Annotated in this window: 16 protein-coding genes; 1 reads left to right on the forward strand and 15 read right to left on the reverse strand. The window is 67.6% G+C overall.

All coding sequences use genetic code 11. The features are described from left to right. Positions 1-3: 3 nt before the first annotated feature. From IEW19_RS10250 to IEW19_RS10320, 15 genes are all read right to left on the reverse strand, one after another. Positions 4-1,245 (reverse strand): ABC transporter permease, encoded by a 1,242-nt coding sequence (locus tag IEW19_RS10250; protein ID WP_188571523.1) that lies wholly within the window; start codon positions 1,243-1,245, stop codon positions 4-6. Further along, positions 1,242-1,961 (reverse strand): ABC transporter ATP-binding protein, encoded by a 720-nt coding sequence (locus tag IEW19_RS10255; protein ID WP_188571524.1) that lies wholly within the window; start codon positions 1,959-1,961, stop codon positions 1,242-1,244. The genes IEW19_RS10250 and IEW19_RS10255 overlap by 4 nt, the downstream gene beginning before the upstream one ends. 2 nt (positions 1,962-1,963) lie before the next feature. Then, positions 1,964-3,496, reverse strand: a complete 1,533-nt coding sequence (locus tag IEW19_RS10260; RefSeq protein WP_188571525.1) for an efflux RND transporter periplasmic adaptor subunit — start codon at positions 3,494-3,496, stop codon at positions 1,964-1,966. A gap of 117 nt (positions 3,497-3,613) precedes the next feature. Next, a complete protein-coding gene (locus tag IEW19_RS10265) occupies positions 3,614-4,426 on the reverse strand; it encodes an IclR family transcriptional regulator domain-containing protein (RefSeq protein ID WP_188571526.1) in 813 nt (270 codons plus the stop codon). Between the two features lie 11 nt (positions 4,427-4,437). Then, positions 4,438-5,139, reverse strand: coding sequence for a 3-oxoacid CoA-transferase subunit B (locus IEW19_RS10270; protein WP_188571527.1), 702 nt, complete (start codon positions 5,137-5,139; stop codon positions 4,438-4,440). Position 5,140: 1 nt separating this feature from the next. Then, positions 5,141-5,830: a 3-oxoacid CoA-transferase subunit A gene (locus IEW19_RS10275; RefSeq protein ID WP_188571528.1), complete on the reverse strand. Its 690-nt coding sequence runs from the start codon at positions 5,828-5,830 to the stop codon at positions 5,141-5,143. A 3-nt stretch (positions 5,831-5,833) separates the two neighbouring features. Next, positions 5,834-7,036 carry a thiolase family protein gene (locus tag IEW19_RS10280; RefSeq protein ID WP_188571529.1) on the reverse strand — a complete coding sequence of 401 codons (1,203 nt, stop codon included), beginning with the start codon at positions 7,034-7,036 and terminating at the stop codon, positions 5,834-5,836. A 79-nt stretch (positions 7,037-7,115) separates the two neighbouring features. After that, positions 7,116-7,583: a 4-carboxymuconolactone decarboxylase gene (gene pcaC / locus IEW19_RS10285; RefSeq protein WP_188571530.1), complete on the reverse strand. Its 468-nt coding sequence runs from the start codon at positions 7,581-7,583 to the stop codon at positions 7,116-7,118. Continuing rightward, on the reverse strand, positions 7,580-8,398 hold the full coding sequence (locus tag IEW19_RS10290) for an alpha/beta fold hydrolase (RefSeq protein ID WP_188571531.1): 819 nt from the start codon (positions 8,396-8,398) through the stop codon (positions 7,580-7,582). The genes pcaC and IEW19_RS10290 overlap by 4 nt, the downstream gene beginning before the upstream one ends. Then, positions 8,391-9,869: a lyase family protein gene (locus tag IEW19_RS10295; RefSeq protein WP_188571532.1), complete on the reverse strand. Its 1,479-nt coding sequence runs from the start codon at positions 9,867-9,869 to the stop codon at positions 8,391-8,393. The genes IEW19_RS10290 and IEW19_RS10295 overlap by 8 nt, the downstream gene beginning before the upstream one ends. Further along, positions 9,866-10,423, reverse strand: coding sequence for a protocatechuate 3,4-dioxygenase subunit alpha (gene pcaG, locus IEW19_RS10300; RefSeq protein WP_188571533.1), 558 nt, complete (start codon positions 10,421-10,423; stop codon positions 9,866-9,868). The genes IEW19_RS10295 and pcaG overlap by 4 nt, the downstream gene beginning before the upstream one ends. Positions 10,424-10,428: 5 nt before the next feature. Further along, a complete protein-coding gene (gene pcaH / locus IEW19_RS10305) occupies positions 10,429-11,301 on the reverse strand; it encodes a protocatechuate 3,4-dioxygenase subunit beta (protein WP_188571534.1) in 873 nt (290 codons plus the stop codon). Positions 11,302-11,350: 49 nt separating this feature from the next. Beyond that, entirely contained in the window at positions 11,351-13,228 is a 1,878-nt protein-coding gene (locus tag IEW19_RS10310; protein ID WP_188571535.1) for a bifunctional sugar phosphate isomerase/epimerase/4-hydroxyphenylpyruvate dioxygenase family protein, read from the reverse strand. Next, positions 13,228-14,109, reverse strand: coding sequence for a shikimate dehydrogenase (locus IEW19_RS10315; protein ID WP_188571536.1), 882 nt, complete (start codon positions 14,107-14,109; stop codon positions 13,228-13,230). The genes IEW19_RS10310 and IEW19_RS10315 overlap by 1 nt, the downstream gene beginning before the upstream one ends. A gap of 154 nt (positions 14,110-14,263) precedes the next feature. Continuing rightward, positions 14,264-15,004, reverse strand: a complete 741-nt coding sequence (locus tag IEW19_RS10320; protein ID WP_229748421.1) for an IclR family transcriptional regulator — start codon at positions 15,002-15,004, stop codon at positions 14,264-14,266. Between the two features lie 380 nt (positions 15,005-15,384). Between IEW19_RS10320 and IEW19_RS10325 the strand changes: the two genes are divergently transcribed. Continuing rightward, complete coding sequence (locus IEW19_RS10325) at positions 15,385-16,704, forward strand: MFS transporter (RefSeq protein WP_188571538.1); 1,320 nt, start codon at positions 15,385-15,387, stop codon at positions 16,702-16,704.

The raw sequence follows: 16,704 nt of genomic DNA on the forward strand, positions 1-16,704 counted from the left end.
TTCCTATTCGTAGCGAAGGGCATCGATGGGCCGCAGCTTCGCGGCCTTGTTGGCGGGGTAGACGCCGAACACCAGTCCGATGGCGGCCGAAACCGCCAGGGACAGCCAGACGGTCCAGGCCTGCACCTCAGGCTGCACGCCGAGCACGGGGACGGCGCTGCCGGCAAAGCCGATGGCGATCCCGGCCACGCCGCCGATCACCGAAATCACCAGGGATTCGATCAGGAACTGCGTCACGATGCTGCCCCTGGATGCGCCGATGGCCTTGCGGATACCGATCTCCCGGGTACGTTCGGTCACGGTGACCAGCATGATGTTCATGACGCCGATCCCGCCCACCAGGAGGCTGATGGCCGCCACTGCGCCCAGCAGGATGGTCAGGGTCTGGGTGGTGTTGGTGGCGGTGGTGAGGATCTGCGCCTGGTTGCGGACCTGGTAGTCCCGGTTGGTGGAGTCGACATGGTGGCGGGCATCCAGGATCATCTGGACCTCATTCTGTGCCTGGTTCATGACGTCCGCGGAGGCTGCCTGGACCGTGATCGATGCCAGGGTGGGCGCGTAGCCGGTGAACTTGTTCTGCGCAGCGGAGAACGGAACCACCACGATGTCATCGGGATCGTTCAGTCCGGTGGAACCCTTGACCGCGAGGACGCCCGCTACGGTGAAGTTCTGTCCGTTCAGTTGGATGGACTGGCCTACGGCGGTGGCGGTGGCGGAGCCGAAGAGGTCGCTGGCCACAGAGTTGCCGATGACGGCCACGGGGTTCCCGGCCTGCTGGTCGGCTTCCGTGAAGGACGCCCCGGACGCCATGGTGCTGTTGCTGATGTCAAAATACGACGCCGTGGTCCCCAGGAAGCTGGCCACGGAATGGGTGGCGCTGGTGTAGGTTGCGGTCACACCCTGGGCCTGGACGATCGGCGCGGTGCGGGCAATGTCGGGAGCGAGCACCGGATCCGTGAGTGCATGTTCGTCATCCACCGTGAGGTTGGTGCTGCGGGTCCGGCTTGCCCCGGCCTGGCCGCCCGTGGTGCGGCCTCCCACACTGGTGGCACGGCTCACGGTGAGGACGTTGGTGCCCAACTTGCCGATCTGGGCCTTGATGTTGTTGCTGGTTCCCGCCCCCACCGCGAGCAGGATGATCACTGCCGCGATGCCGATCAGGATTCCCAGCGTGGTGAGCACCGAACGCATCTTGTTGGCGGCGACCCCGGAGAGTGCGAACCGCGCTGATTCAAGGAGGTTCACAGCGCCACCGCGAAGGTTCCGGCCGGTACCGGCTGCTGCCGGACATCGGAGACGATCCTGCCGTCCTGCATCCGGATGACCCGCCCGGCCCGCTCGGCAACGTCCATTTCGTGGGTGATCATCACGATGGTCCGTCCGCTGGCGTGCAGGCTTCCGAAAAGGTCGAGGATTTCGGCGGAAGACTTTGAATCAAGCGCTCCCGTGGGCTCATCGGCCAGCAGGAGTACCGGGTTGGTCACCAGTGCCCTGGCGATGGCCACCCGCTGCTGCTGGCCGCCCGACAGCTGCGACGGCTTGTGCCCTGCGCGGCTGGACAGCCCAACCGTGTCCAGCATGGCCAGTGCCCGGCTGCGCCGGTCCTGCCGCCCCACTTTCGCATAGGCGAGCGGCATGGCCACGTTGTCCACCGCCCTGGTCCTGGAGATCAGGTTGAAGTTCTGGAACACGAAGCCGATCTTGCGGTTGCGGATCTGCGCCTGCTGGAACTCGTCAAGCTCCCGGGTGTTGATTCCGTCCAGCCTGTAGTTGCCGGTGCTGGGGGCATCGAGGCATCCGATGATGTTCATCATGGTTGATTTCCCGGACCCCGAAGCCCCGATAATGGCCACGAAATCGCCTCGTTCGATCGCAATGTCCACATTGTCCAGGGCGCGCACCTCCGCTTCGCCCTTGCCATAGACCTTGCTGACGCCGGACAGTTCGATGACCGCTGCCATGGCTACTGGCCGCCGTTCCGGGCGCCGCGGTTGCCGCCGCCGAGGCCGCCGGCGCCGAAGCCTCCGCCGGTGGTGGTGCTGCTGCTGCCGGTGTCCAGGGTGCTGGAAATAGCCGGAAGTTCCACCTGGTCCCCCTCGGCGAGGCCGGTCAGGATTTGGGTGCGGCCGTTTGCACTGATCCCGGTGGTGACCGTTGCCGGCGTCGGGGTTCCGTTCTTCAGGACGTTGACTGTCTGCCGGTTACCCGTGGTGGTGATGGCGAGCCCGGGTATCACCAAGGCGTCCTCGGCCGTGGCGGTGGTGACCGAAATGTTGGCACTCTGGCCAAGGCGCAGGCCGGCCGGCGGGTTGGCGATGGAAACCGTCACCGGATAGGTGACCACGCCGTTGGTGGTGCTGGAGGTCTGGGCGATGGACACCACTTTGCCGGTAACGGGTGGGGCGGCGGGGTCCTGCGGCAGGGCCGGGAACGTGAATTGGGCGGTCTGGTCCGGCTTCATGCTGGTGATGTCCGATTCAGAGAATCCGGCGACCACCTGGAGATGTCCCGTGTCGCTGATGGTGACCAGGCCGGAGCCGGACGCTGCGGCCGCTGAGGCGCCGGCGGTAGCGGCGGAGGCACCGGCGCCCGCCGAACCACCGCTGGCGGCAGCGCCGGAAGAGCCGGAGGAACCGGAGGACCCTGACTGGCCCGTCAGCGCACCGACCGTTGCGCTGACCCCGGTGACGGTGCCCGTTACCGGGGAGGTCAAGTTGCAGGCGGCCAGGTTTGCTTTGGCCGTCTCGACCGCGAGTTCGGCGCTCGTCACGTTGGTCCCGCCAGCCGAAGCCGCAGAGTTCTGGGCGTTGCCAAGCGCTGTGGTGGCGGAGGCAACCTGCTGTTTGTCCTTGAGCTGCGTGGACGCGGCCTGGTTCTGCGCCTGGCTGAGGGCCGCCTGGTCCTTGGCGAGCTGGTTCTGGGCAGCGGCCACCGGGTCCTGCCAGTTGGCGGGCTTCGGGTTGGGAACCGGTACTGCCTGCGCGGCGGTCACGGCGCCGTTGTCTGCGTCCACGGCTTTCTGCGCGGTGGCTACCGCCGCGGACTGCTGGGACGCGTCGAGGGTGGCGGACTGCTGGGCGTTGACCAGGCCCTGGTTCGCCGTGGCCACCTGCCCGGCTGCGGAGACCTGCTGCTGGTTGCCCTGGGCCGTAACGGAATCCAGTTGGGCCTGGGCGGCATTGAGGGCATTCTGGGCGTTGGTGGGATCGATGGAGACAAGCGGTTGCCCGGCGGTGACCTGCTGGCCCAGCGTTGCCGCCACAGAAAGGATCACGCCGCTGCAGTTTTGGGCATTGACCACAGTGGTGGTCTGGGGGGCGACATTGCCCGAGGCTGTGGCCACCGAGGAAATGGCCGCCTTGCTTACCGTCACCGTGCGCGCGGCCGTTGCCGTTGACGAGGAACCCGCGGCCGTGGCCGTCAGGTAGGTACCCGCGCCGAGGGCCAGAATGACGGCGCCCAGGCCAAGGTTGATAACAAGGGTTTTTGAGGTCATGGCGTGACCTTAAGTGGAGCACCTGAAGGAATGCCGGGAATTTGGTGGGGGCCGGGCCGCTGGACGCATTATTTCGACTTGTTTCGGCCCCTTGGTCCTGTGGAGCCAGTACCGGTGCTACCCGCAGGCGGTGAGGTCGGCGGAGATGAGCTTGGCCGTGGCCACGATCTCCTGCGCCACGGCTGCCAGGTATGCCTGGGGGTCGGGTTTGGCCTCCACCGACTGCGCCTGCAACGAAACGTTGACCGCAGCGACCACCTTGGACCCGTCGTACACCGGCGCGGCCACGGACATCAGGCCCAGCTCCAGTTCCTGGTCCAGCAGGCACCAGCCCTGGGCCCGGACGGTGTCCAGCACAGCCAGCAGTTGGGGCACGGTGCCCAGGGCGCGCGGGGTCAGCGGCGTGACCTTGGCTGCCGCGAGGTAGGCCTTCAGGTCCGCGGGCGGAAGGTGGGCCAGCAGCACCCGGCCCATCGACGTCGCGTACGCCGGGAACCGGGTGCCCACCGTGATGCCGACAGTCATGATCCGGCGGCTGGTCACACGGGCGATGTAGGCGATGTCCGTGCCGTCGAGCACTGCCGCGGACGTGGATTCACCCAGTTTGAGGGACAGCTCCTCCAGGTGCGGCTGGGCCAGCTGCGGCAGCGACAGCCCCGAAAGGTAGGCGTACCCCAGCTGGAGGACCTTGGCCGTCAGCGCGAATGTTTTGCCGTCGGTCCGCACGTACCCGAGCTCCACCAGGGTATGCAGGAAGCGGCGTGCGGTGGCCCGAGTCAGGTCGGTGCGGGACGCCACCTCGGTGAGCGTCATGACGGGACGGTCGGCGTCGAAGGCACGGATCACGGCCAGGCCCCGGGCCAGCGACTGGACATACTGGTCGCTGGCCTGCGGGACGGGCCGGACATCTGTACCTGCGGCGTCGGTCATGGTTACCAATCCTAGGGTGCGGCCTGGTCCTGGAGTCCGACGGCGGCAGCGGCCTTCAGCGGGACGGGGACCAGTTCCTGGAGTTCTTCGAGGGTGATGCCGAAGGTTTCCCGGACAGTGACGCCATCGGGCCCGGTGAGGAACACTGCCTTGTCCGTGTAGACGCGCGTGACGCAGCCGACGCCAGTGACCGGGTAGGTGCAGGCGTCCACGATCTTGGAGGCGCCTTCGCGGGTGAGGAGGGTCATCATGACGAAGACGTCCTTGGCGCCGGTGGCCAGGTCCATGGCACCGCCGACGGCGGGAATTGCCCCGGGTGCCCCGGTGTGCCAGTTCGCCAGGTCGCCGGTGGCGGAGACCTGGAACGCGCCCAGGACGCAGATGTCCAGGTGCCCGCCGCGCATGATCGCGAACGAATCGGCGTGGTGGAAGTAGGACGCTCCCGGGAGTTCGGTGACGGGGATCTTGCCGGCGTTGATCAGGTCGCCGTCGATGTCGTCACCCGTGGCTTCCGGGCCCATGCCGAGCATCCCGTTCTCCGTGTGGAGGGTGATGTTCTGTTCCTCGGTGAGGTAGTTGGACACCAGGGTGGGCTGGCCGATGCCGAGGTTCACGAAGGAACCGGGTGCGATGTCCTTCGCTACCAGCCGGGCCAGGTCATCCCGGCCCAAGGGCGCGTCGGAGGTTTTGATGCTGGTTTCGGTGAGGCTCATCTCAGGCCGCCTTCTCTGCTGCACTGCCGCTGCCGGCAACTTTGACAACGGTGTTGACGTAGATCCCGGGGGTGACCACGTTTTCCGGGTCCAGCGCCCCGGTGGGGACGATGTCGGCGACCTGCACGATGGTCTGCTTCGCGGCCGCGGCCATAATGGGGCCGAAGTTCCGGGCCGTCTTGCGGTAGACAAGGTTGCCCTTCCCGTCCGCCTTCAACGCTTTGATCAGGGCGACGTCGGCGTGGATGGGCGTTTCGAACACCTGCCACTTGCCGTCCAGGAACCGGGTCTCCTTGCCTTCGGCGAGCGTGGTGCCGTAGCCGGTGGGGGTGAAGAACCCGCCGATCCCGGCGCCCGCGGCGCGGATCCGCTCGGCCAGGTTGCCCTGCGGCACCAGTTCGAGTTCGATCTCGCCGGCCTTGTACTTGGCGTCGAAATGCCAGGAATCGGACTGCCGCGGGAAGGAGCAGATCATCTTCTTCACCCGGCCCTCCTTGATCAACAGGGCCAGGCCCTGGTCGCCCTGGCCGGCATTGTTGTTCACCACGGTCAGGTCCGTGGCACCGCAGTCCAGCAGCGCGTCGATCAGTTCGAACGGCTGGCCGGCGTTGCCAAACCCGCCAATCATCACGGTGGAGCCGTCCTTGATGCCGGCCACAGCCGCCTGGACCGAATCAACAAAATTCAACATCGCTTATGCCTTTCCGTTTGAAGCAGTCACGTTTTCAAGCACGACCGCCAGGCCCTGGCCGACGCCGATGCAGATCGCGGCGACACCCCAGCGTTCCCCGGAGGCCTGCAGCGACCGGGCCAGCGTGCCCAGGATCCGGGTCCCGGAAGCGCCCAGAGGGTGGCCCATGGCGATCGCCCCGCCGTGCCGGTTCACGATCGAGGGGTCGATGCCCCAGGCATTGATGCACGCCAGGGACTGCGCGGCGAAGGCCTCATTAAGTTCGACGGCGCCCACCTGGTCCCAGCCGATCCCCGCCTTCGCCAGGGCCTTGTTCGCCGCCTCGACCGGCGCATAGCCGAAGTACTGCGGATCGTTCGCGTGCGCGCCCCGGCCCGCGATCCGGGCCAACGGATCCAGGCCAAGCAGCCCGGCGGCAGCCTCACTCCCCACCCAGGCCGCGGAGGCGCCGTCGGACAACGGCGAAGCATTGCCCGCGGTGACGGTGCCGTTCTCCGTCCGGAACACAGTCTTCAGCCCGGACAGCTTCTCAGCCGACGAACCCGGACGGACGCCCTCATCGCGGACCAGGTCAGTGCCCGGGACCGGGGCCACCAGGTTGTCATAGAACCCCTCGTCCCACGCCGCGGCCGAAAGGTTGTGCGAGGCAGCGGCGAACTCGTCCTGCGCCTCACGCGTCACCCCGTACTTTTCCCGGAGCCGTTCGGTGGCCTCGCCCAGGGAGATGGTCCACTCCTTGGGCATCGCCTTGTTCACCAGCCGCCAGCCCAGCGTGGTGGACGCCAGCGTCATGTCCCCGGCCGGGTACGGCCTCTCCGTCTTCGGCAGCACCCACGGGGCACGGGACATCGACTCGGCACCGCCTACCAGCATGAGATCTGCGTCGCCGGCGTTGATCTGGCGGGAGGCGATGATCGCCGCGTCCAGCGAAGACCCGCACAAACGGTTCACCGTGGTGCCCGGAATGGACACCGGCAAACCGGCCAGCAGCGTGCCCATCCGGGCGATATTGCGGTTCTCCTCGCCGGCGCCGTTCGCGTTGCCGAACACCACCTCATCAATCCGCTCCGGATCAAGGCCAGGGGCCCGCTTCACGGACTCCCTGATCACGTGCGCCGCAAGGTCATCCGGGCGGACCGCAGCCAGCCCGGAACCGAACTTACCGAACGGGGTGCGCACGGCGTCGTACACAAAAGCCTGGTTCATGATTCCTCTGGTTCTCTGGAAACCCAACTAGGTAGCAGTAACTGTCGTTTTGAGGGCCCAAAACGACAGTTCGCGCTACCTAGTTGGGAGGGGTGGGGTTGGTGTCGGCGCCAGCGGGGTCCGGGTGGCTGGTATCCAGTTCGCGGAAGACCTGCTGGGCCGTCTTGAAGGCCGTGTTGGCGGAGGGGACGCCGCAGTAGATGGCTGTCTGCAGCAGGATTTCCCTGATCTCGTCCCTGCTGAGGCCGTTGCGGAGGGCGGCGCGGATGTGCATGGCCAGTTCCTCCCAGTGGCCGTGGGCCACCATGGCTGTAATGGTGACCGCGGAACGCATCTGCCGGGACAGTCCGGGCCGGGTCCAGATTCCGCCCCATGCGATGCGGGTGATCATGTCCTGGAAGTCGTCGGTGAACTCATCCTTGTTGGCGTTGGCCCGGTCCACGTGCGCGTCGCCGAGGACTTCGCGCCGGACCGCCATGCCGCCGTCGTAAATCTCCTGGCTGGTGGCGCCGGACTGGACCACGCCGTGACGTTCGGCGCCGCTCACTTGGCCGCCTCGCGTGATTCGGCCCAGGCGATGAGGCTGCGCATCAGGTCCGCCACGTGCGCTGGTGCTTCCGCCGGAGCCAGGTGCGAAATGCCTTCCACGGTCACGGCCGTGGCGGTGCCGCCCCCGGCCGTTATTCCCGCTGCCACTTCCTCTGCCATGGCCGGCGTGGAGACGCCGTCCAGTGCCCCGGCGATGACCTGTGTGGGGACGCGGATGCTGCCCAGCTCCTGGCGGACATCGAAGGCGGCCAGGGCCTCGCAGCAGTAGGCGTAGCTGAAGCGGTCGGCGTCGCGCAGGGAGTGCAGGAGCCTGCTGCTGAATTCGGGTTCGCGATCCATGAAGCCGGGGGCGAACCACCGCTGGGCGGACCCTTGGATCATCACCGGCGTGCCCTGGGTGCGGACGGTTTCGGCGCGCTCCAGCCAAGCTTCCGGCGTGCCAATCTTGGCGCCGCTGTTCTGCACGGACAGGCTCTTCAGGCGTTCGCCATGCTTAATACCAAGCTGCAGGCCGACGGTGCCGCCAAGGGAGACGCCGGCGTAATGGAAAGTTTCGCCGGGGGCGATCGAATCAACCAGGTCCACCACGGCGTCCGCGAGCGCATCGACGTCGAACGTTTCGGTGGCGGCCGGCGATACGCCGTGGCCGGGCAGGTCCCAGGCCACCACGTCATAGTCATTGCCCAGCAGGGACGCCACACGGTTCCACAGGATGGATGAGGTGCCCAGGGAGGGGCCCACCACCAGCAGGGGGTGGTCGCCCAGGGGTCGCTGGGGTGACAGCAGTGCTGCCTTCAGGTCCGGTTTAGCCACGGGAAGCTCCGTTCGCGTCGTTGGTCGGGGAATCGTATTCAGGGAAGGCTGCCAGGATGCGGCGGGAGATCTCCGCCGCCTGGCCCAGGTAGCTCGCAGGATCCAGGAGTTCTTCCAGCCGGGTGTCCGGGACGACGGCGGCGGGGACAGCTTCCCGGAGCAGCTTGCGGTAGGTAGTGGCCTGCTCCGCGGGGGGCGCCTGGAGCGTCCGGTCCACCACGTCCTGCAGCTGCTGCTTGCCGCTGCGGCCGTCCTTCTCTTCGAGCAGCGGAGCCAGCGCGGCGTTCACGCCTTCGGCCAGCAGCAGCGGGCCGGAAAGGTCCAGGTTGCGGCGCATGGCATCCGGGAAGGCCCGCAGCCCTTCGGCGAGCTCGCGGATGTGGCCGGCGGCGCCGAGGGCGAGGGCCAGGAGCTGGCGCAGGGCCGGCCATTCGGTGTGCCAGGCGCCGTCCGGGCGCTCGTCATTGAAGTTGGCGGCGGCCACGTGCAGCTGGGCGGCCAGCTGCGGAGCCTGCAGCGCGGCGCTGCGGACCAGGACGGACAGCACGGGGTTCTGTTTCTGCGGCATGGCGGAGGACACGCCGCGTCCGGCGGCGCGCGGCTCCGCCAGCTCCGCGACCTCGGGGCGGCTGAGGAACACGACGTCTGCGGCGATCTTGCCGACAGCGTCCAGCACGGAAGCCAGCGCATGGCCCAGGGACGTAACTGCCAGGCGGTTGGTGTGCCAGGGAGCCGCGGCCGGGGCCAGGCCCAGCTGGGCCGCCAGGGCATCGGCCAGGGTGAACGGCGTGGCGTGCGAGCCGTCCGTCAGCACAGTCCCGGCGGCGAGCGTTCCCGCCGCACCGCCGAACTGGACCGGGAACTCCAGCCCGTCCAGCTGCCGGGCCGCAGCGGCCACGCCGTGGAACCACTGCGCGGCCCGAAGCCCGAAGGTATAGGGAAGGGAGTGCTGGGTCAGGCTCCTGCCCACGCACAGCGTCTGCGCATGCTGCCCCGCCAGGGCGGCGAGCGCCGTCGTGGTGCCTTTCAGGTCTGCCAGCACGGCGTTCACCGTATTGCGGGCCAGCAGCATCAGGGCTGTGTCCAGCACGTCCTGGCTGGTCAGCGACGTGTGCACGGCTTTCCCGGCACCAACCCCGGCACTGTCCAGGGCCGCGACGTTCTTCCGGAGGTCCGCCAGCAGCGGAATCACCGGGTTGCCGCCGCCCTGGGCACGCAGCGCGATATCGGCCAGGTCGTAGCGCCCCGCCTCCGCAGCGGAAGCGACGACGGCGGCGGAACCGGCGGGTGCCAGGCCGGCCCGTTGCAGCACGGCTGCCCAGCCGGATTCGACGGCGAGGATGGCCGCGAGCACTGCCCGGTCCCCCGTCAGCGCCGCCGCCAGTGGCGACGCTGACACGGGGGTGAGCAGGCCGGCGTCGGCCTCTTCCGCGAAGGCGCGCAGGTCCCCCAGGGCGGCGGCGTGGGTCACTGGAAGTCCAGGAAGACCGTCTCGTCCCCGCCCTGGAGACGGATGTCCCAGGTGAGGCCGCCGTCGGGGTCGCGGCGGGCGATGAGCGTCTTGCGGCGCTCCGGGTCCAGCGAGCTCAACAGGGGGTCGTTGGCCAGGGCCTCGGTGTCCTCCGGCAGGTAAATGCGGGTGAACAGCCGGTTGGTGAGGCCGCGGGCGAACAGGGCCACGGAGATGAACGGCGCGGCGCCCGGCTTGGTGGGACCGGGGTTGACGGTGGTGAACGTGAAGACACCGGAGTTGCCCACGGCGCCGCGGCCCCAGCCGGTGAACGTGTAGCCGTCACGGACCAGGGAACCCGTGCGCTGGACGACGTTGCCGTCGGCGTCCGGCTGCCAGATCTCCAGGATGGCGTCAGGAATGGTGTGGCCGGCGCCGTCATACACGGTGCCCTGGAGCCTGATGGAGCCCGGGAAGCCGGGAGGGAGCAGCTCGTTGTCCTTCTCGAACGGGAGCGCGTAGCCGTAGAACGGGCCGACCGTCTGGCCGGGGGTGGGTACCAGTTTGGTGCTCATCGTTCCTACTCCTCGTCCCCGGCGTCGCCGTATGCTTCGTTTTCGGTCCACGTCCGCTTGGGACCGGTCAGGACGATGTCCCAGTTGTAGCCCAGGGCCCACTCAGGCTCAGTGAGGCTATGGTCGTAGGTGGCCACCAGCCGGTCGCGGGCATCCTGGTCCACGATGGTCTGGTAGATGGGGTCAAGCGGGAAGAGCTGGTCGCCCGGGAAGTACATCTGGGTGATGATGCGCTGGGTGAACTCGGCGCCGAACAGCGAGAAGTGGATGTGCGCCGGGCGCCAGGCGTTCAGGTGGTTCTTCCACGGGTACGCACCGGGCTTGATGGTGATGAACCGGTAGGACCCGTCCGGGCCGGTGATGCAGCGGCCGATGCCCGTGAAGTTGGGGTCGATCGGGGCCGGGTGCTGGTCACGCTTGTGGATGTAGCGGCCGGAGGAGTTGGCCTGCCAAATCTCCACGAGCTGGCCGGCCACCGGCCGGCCGTCCCCGTCAAGGACCTTTCCGGACACGATGATCCGCTCGCCCAGCGGTTCACCGTTGTGCTGGATGGTCAGGTCCGATTCTAGGGCGTGCACGTCCTGGTGCCCGAACGCCGGCGAGAACAGCTCGATGGTCTCCGGGTCGGCGTGCTGCAGGCTCTTGGTGGGGTGGCGCAGGATGCTGCTGCGGTACGGCGGGTAGTCGAGCCGCGGCTGGGTCTCCGGCTGGGCGCCGTCCTTGAGGGCGCGCCGGTAGGCCTCGCCCATGGCGTTGATCTCGGCGCTGAGGTCCGCCTGCGACTCGATGGCCTTGTCCAGGGGCTGGTGGGCTGCCTTCGGTTCGGCGGGGGGCACGAGCTCCTCCGATTCCAGCTCGGCGTTGATGTCTTCCGGCACGGCTGGCTCCTTTCTGATCTGTTCGGTTTCTTGCGTCTTTGTGTCTGGGTCAGGTGGTGCGGTGCAGGGAGTCGTACTGGACTGCGTGGCGCACCGGGGCGTTGGGCGCGCCATAGCCGTCATAGCCGCCGCGGCGTTCCACCATTTCGAAGAACACGCTGCCCACGGTGGCCGTGTAGAAGTGCAGGAATTCGCCGTCCGCGTCCCGGTCGAACAGCAGGTTCAGCTCCTGCAGGGTGGCCAGGAACCCGGGGTCGAGGTCGAACCGGGCGTCCAGGTCCTCGTAGTAGTTCGCCGGGATCTGGAGGAATTCCAGGCCCCTGTCGCGGGCGGCGCGGGCGGTGGCCACAAGGTCTTCCACGGCGAAGGCGATGTGCTCCTGGTAGGTCTTGCGGGCCTCATTCCTTGCCTGCTGGATGGGGGCGAGGTTCAGGACCAGCCGCACCGCGCCGTCGGAGGTCTGCATGACCTGCGAGCGGACCAGGCCGCTGGGGCTGGGCACCTCGGCGAACGGCTGGGGCTCCAGGGCCAGGGCGCTGGTGTAGAAGAGGACGGCTTCATCGAAGTGCTGCCATGGCTGGGCGAGGTTGACGTGATCGATGACCGCCGTGGCTCCTGCGGACGGGTGTTCCAGCCCTTCCCCGAACTCGTGGGTCCAGGCTGCGGTGCCGTCCGGGCTGCCCTGGCAGAGGAAGATCTCGGTGGAATCCGGGGCAGAGATGCCTTGGAAGACTTCCTCGTCCGCCTGAACCTTGCGGGCCACCACGGGGGCCTTGAGCTGCTGGGCCCGGGCGGAGGCAATCACGGGGGAATCGACGTCGAACCCCAGCGCGGCGATGGCGGGTTCCGCGTGCTGCGCGGCCTGTTCGTTGATGATCACCCGGGCCTGGCCCATGGTCCACAACTGGACGTCCTTGGTGCGGTGGCGTCCTTCGAAGGCGAAGCCGAGCTGGCCCAGGAGCTTCTCCAGCTGCGCGGTGTCGTCCGCCTTGACCTCGGCGAAGTTGAAGCCGGCCGGTTCGTTCACCTTGGGCAGCGTGGCCAGTTCCATGGGATAACGACGGCGGAGGGCGCCGGTGTTGCCGGCTGCAGCTTCAGCGGAGGTGCTTGCCAGCCACTTGGCGCTCTGCTCCTCCAGCCAGATGAGCGACCGCATGGCGTCCACCGCGGTGCGTTCCACGTCGGACTGGCGGAAGACGTCGTTGAAGACCTCGAGTGAGACCGGACCGGTGTATCCGGCGCGGACCACGTGGCCCATGAACTTGGCGAGCCCGAACTGCCCCTCGCCGGGGAAGACGCGGTAGTGGCGGCTCCAGGAGAGGACGTCCATGGAGAGCTTGGGGGCGTCCGCCACCTGGACGAAGAAGATCTTCTCCGCGTCGATGCTCTCGATCGGCGCGGTGTCCCAGTCCCGGGACAGGATGTGGAAGGAGTCCAGGCAGGTCCCCAGGTTGGGGTGGTCCACCATCTCCACCAGCCGGTGGGCGTGCTCGTAGTCGTTGACGTATTTGCCCCACGCCAGTGCCTCGTAGGCGACCTTGACGCCGTGGTCCCCGGCCAGGTTGGCAAGCTGTGCCAGCTGTTCGGCCCGGACGGCGTCGTCATCAATGGTGGCCGTGGCAACGTTGGAGCACACCAGGATGGTGTCCATCCCAAGGCGTGCCATGAGCTTGAACTTGGCCTCCGCGCGCCGGAGGTTGGCCTTCAGCAGGTCAGGGCTGACGCCGTCGAAATCCCGGAAGGGCTGGTAGAGGTCAAGGCCAAGCCCAAGGTCCGCGGCCATTTTCCGCACGTCCTCGGGGCCCAGGGGCGAGGTGACCAGGTCCTGCTCGAAGATCTCGATGCCGTCGAAGCCGGCGATGGCGCAGGCCTGCATCTTTTCCTTCAGCGTGCCGGACAGGCAGACGGTGGCAATTCCGGTGCGCATCAGGCGGCCACCTCCTCGGCGGCTACGAGCTCCAGGAAGTGGCTGCGCATGCGGTCCGGGTCTGCGTCCAGGCCGGTGAAGATCCGGAAGGCGTCGGCGGCCTGGCCTACCGCCATGCGGCCTCCGTCTAGGACCTCGCAGCCCTTGGCGCGGGCGCCGCGGACCAGTTCGGTGTCGATGGGGCGGTAGACGATGTCCGCCACCCAGTGACGGGGCTCCAGCAGGTCCAGGTCCAGCGGGACGCCGGGGTGGGCAGCCATGCCCACCGGGGTGCAGTGCACCAGGCCGTCGGCCAGGCGCATCAGCTGCGGCAGCTCCGCCGTCGTGCCTGCCGTGACGGTGCTGCCGGGGAAAAAGCCCTGCAGCTCGGCAGCCCGTGCGGCAGCCCTGTCCGGATCCATGTCCACGAGGTCCAGCGTCCGCACGCCGGCGGTCAGCAGGGCATAGGCGACGGCGGATCCCGCACCCCCCGCGCCCAGCTGGACCACTCGGTCCAGGAGCGCTCCGGGGAGGCCGGCGGCCAGGGCTGCGCCGAAGCCGGAGAAATCGGTGTTGTGGCCGATGAACCTGCCGTCGCGGATGACCACGGTGTTCACGGCGCCCAGCCGGCGGGCGTCGGGGCTCACTTCATCCAGGTGCTGCAGGACCAGCTGCTTGCAGGGGTGGGTGATGTTCAGGCCGTTGAAGCCCAGGGTGCGGGCGCTGTGCAGGATGGCGCCGACCGACTCTCCGGTCAACCCCAGTTCCAGCAGGTCGATGGGCCGGTACAGGTAGCGCAGGCCCTGCACGTCACCTTCCCGCTCGTGCATGGGCGGCGTGAGCGACGGCGTGACACCATCACCAACCAGTCCCACCAGGTAGGACTCAGTTCGATTGCTCATGCGTGCAGCTCCTTTGGTACGGCACCGGGCAGCGGCGGAACTCAGGCCGCGCTGCGGGGTGATAGGGATTACGGTACAACAGATGTTCACTTATCGCACTCTTGTTCTAGATGCGAACAACGGGAATTCAAAAACAGACATAAAGCACTGGCTGCTAGCGCTGGGGAAGCCTGGCAGCCAACTCCGCGGCGGCTTCCTGCAGCAGGGGCACATGCGCAATCAGCTCGTCCAGGCCCAGGCGGAAGACCGGCACGGCGGTTGCCAGGGACGCGAAGGCGTGCCCCTGGCTGTTGAGCAGCGGCACGGCCACGGCGCGCATGCCGGCCTCGTTTTCCTCATCCATGACGGCGTAGCCCTGGCGGCGGACCTGGGCAATCTCGGCCCTGAAGGCGTCCCGGTCCGTGACGGACTTCGCGGTGAGCTGCTCCAGCGGCAACTCCGCCAGGAGCCTTTCGCGCTCCGCGTCCTCGGCGAACGCCACCAGCACCTTTCCCACCGAGGTGGTGGACAGGGAGCCCAGGTGGCCGGGGTCGCTGGTCACCCGGAAGATCTGCGGGCCGTCCACCTTGCTGACCGTCAGGTGATGCTGGCCGTCGCGGACACTGAGGATGGTCGCCTCACCCGTTTCAGCGGTCACCCTGCGCAAAACGGGCATGGCGGTGCCGGCGAAACCGTGATGGTTGGAGACGCGCTGGCCCAGCTGGAAGATCCGGAGTCCCAAGTGGTAGCGGCGGCCGTCGGGCTCATAGTCGACAAAGCCGTCCCGCGCCAGGGAGCCGAGCAGCCGGTACGTGGTGCTGAACGGCAGTTCCGCCCGGCGGGATATTTCGGCGGCACTTGCCCCGCGGGGTTCCTCCCCCAGCAGCACCAGGAGTCCCAGCGCCTTGCCCACCATGTCAGTCCGGTCGGCCGTCTTCTTCCCGCCGGCCTTCGGGCCGCTGTCCAACTCCGCAGGCAACTCCCCAGGGGCGGGCTGGATGCCGTCCGGCTGGACAGGGCCGGGCTGAACACCATCGTTCGCTGTGGCTTGGTTCACACTCATGCCCCCATGTTGCCACAATGTGAGAGCTATTTCTAGATGGTGATTATTTTCTTGACAGGTGACTGTCCTCACAGTCATAGTTTCTATATCGCACCAGTAGCTCCCACCATGTGGCTACGAACGCCGGGTCTTTCGTCCGGACTCCAGCCGCACCCCCGGCCCGCACCAAGGCAACGGCGGCTGCGAACCCCCCAGATCCATCCGCGACAATGTCGTCACACCAAAGGAACACCATGAGCCAGACACTTCCGTCCGCCGGGGAGGGTGCCCTCACCCACGCCGGGACGCCCAAGAGGGCAGCCGTCGCCAGCTTCCTGGGCAGCGCCGTCGAATACTACGACTTCTTCATCTTCGGCTCCGCCGCAGCACTGATCTTCCCCACGGTCTTCTTCCCCAGTGCCGATGCCAACGCCGCCATCATGTCCTTCGCCACCTTCGGGTTCGCGTATGTGGCACGACCCATCGGCGCCATCATCCTGGGCCACTTCGGCGACAGGATCGGCCGGCGGAAAGTCCTTTTGTTTACGCTCGTCCTGATGGGCGCCTCCACCTTCGTCATCGGCTGCCTGCCGGACTTCCACACTGTCGGCTGGTGGGCTCCGGCGCTGCTGGTGCTGGCCCGCCTGTGCCAGGGCCTCTCCGCCGCAGGCGAGCAGGCCGGCGCCTCCTCCATGACCCTGGAGCACGCCCCGGACAACCGCCGTTCCTTCTTCACCTCCTGGACCCTCACCGGCACCCAGGGCGGCCAGATCCTGGCAGCCCTGGTGTTCATCCCGGTCCTGGCCCTGCCGGATGAGATCAAGTTCGGCATCGGCTGGCGGATCCCGTTCTGGCTCAGCGCCGTGGTGGTCGTCGTGGCATTCCTCATCCGCCGCACCCTGCACGAGCCGCCGGCCTTCGAGGAAGCCCGCAAGAATGCCGAGATCGCCAAGCTCCCCGTGGCCGACCTGCTCAAGGGCCACTGGCGCGACGTCCTCCGCGTGATCTGCTGCGCCTTCATCGCCGCCGTCTCCACCGTCTTCGGCACCCTTGCCATCAGCTACGCCAAGACCGTGGCCGGCGTGGACGGCACCACCACCCTGTGGCTGGTGGTGGCTGCCAACATCGTGGCACTGGGCACGCAGCCGCTCTTCGGCATGTTGGCGGACAAGATCGGCCGCAAGCCGGTCTTCATCTACGGCGCCCTGGCCAGCGCAGTCCTAACCCCCGTATTCCTGCTCAGCCTTGAGTCCGGCAGCGTGCCCCTGATGTTCCTCGCCGCCATCGGCTACTTCTCGGGTGGCTATGCAGCAGCCAACGCCGTCTGGCCGTCCTTCTACGCCGAAATGTTCAGCACCAAGGTGCGCTTCTCGGGCCTGGCCATCGGCACCCAGCTGGGCTTCCTGATGGCAGGGTTCGCCCCGGCAATCGTCGCCGCCATGGGTGGCATCAAGCCCGGCGGCTGGGTGCAGATCAGCATCTTCACCGCCATCATCTGTGCCGTTGCCGCCGTCTCGGCCCTCACTGCCAGGGAATCCTTCCGGATCCCCACCAAGCAGCTCGGCCTCAAATAA

It is taken from the genome of Arthrobacter liuii (assembly GCF_014639275.1).
GTDB classification, from domain to species: Bacteria; Actinomycetota; Actinomycetes; order Actinomycetales; family Micrococcaceae; genus Arthrobacter; species Arthrobacter liuii.

Bases quoted from the DNA above. Each gene is read 5' to 3' on its own strand.
- IEW19_RS10270 (WP_188571527.1), bottom strand. From the start codon at position 5,139: ATGAGCCTCACCGAAACCAGCATCAAAACCTCCGACGCGCCCTTGGGC.
- IEW19_RS10265 (WP_188571526.1), bottom strand. From the start codon at position 4,426: ATGACCGACGCCGCAGGTACAGATGTCCGGCCCGTCCCGCAGGCCAGC.
- IEW19_RS10325 (WP_188571538.1), top strand. From the start codon at position 15,385: ATGAGCCAGACACTTCCGTCCGCCGGGGAGGGTGCCCTCACCCACGCC.
- IEW19_RS10255 (WP_188571524.1), bottom strand. From the start codon at position 1,961: ATGGCAGCGGTCATCGAACTGTCCGGCGTCAGCAAGGTCTATGGCAAG.
- IEW19_RS10280 (WP_188571529.1), bottom strand. From the start codon at position 7,036: ATGAACCAGGCTTTTGTGTACGACGCCGTGCGCACCCCGTTCGGTAAG.
- IEW19_RS10275 (WP_188571528.1), bottom strand. From the start codon at position 5,830: ATGTTGAATTTTGTTGATTCGGTCCAGGCGGCTGTGGCCGGCATCAAG.
- IEW19_RS10260 (WP_188571525.1), bottom strand. From the start codon at position 3,496: ATGACCTCAAAAACCCTTGTTATCAACCTTGGCCTGGGCGCCGTCATT.
- IEW19_RS10310 (WP_188571535.1), bottom strand. From the start codon at position 13,228: ATGCGCACCGGAATTGCCACCGTCTGCCTGTCCGGCACGCTGAAGGAA.
- IEW19_RS10320 (WP_229748421.1), bottom strand. From the start codon at position 15,004: ATGGTGGGCAAGGCGCTGGGACTCCTGGTGCTGCTGGGGGAGGAACCC.
- IEW19_RS10315 (WP_188571536.1), bottom strand. From the start codon at position 14,109: ATGAGCAATCGAACTGAGTCCTACCTGGTGGGACTGGTTGGTGATGGT.
- pcaG (WP_188571533.1), bottom strand. From the start codon at position 10,423: ATGAGCACCAAACTGGTACCCACCCCCGGCCAGACGGTCGGCCCGTTC.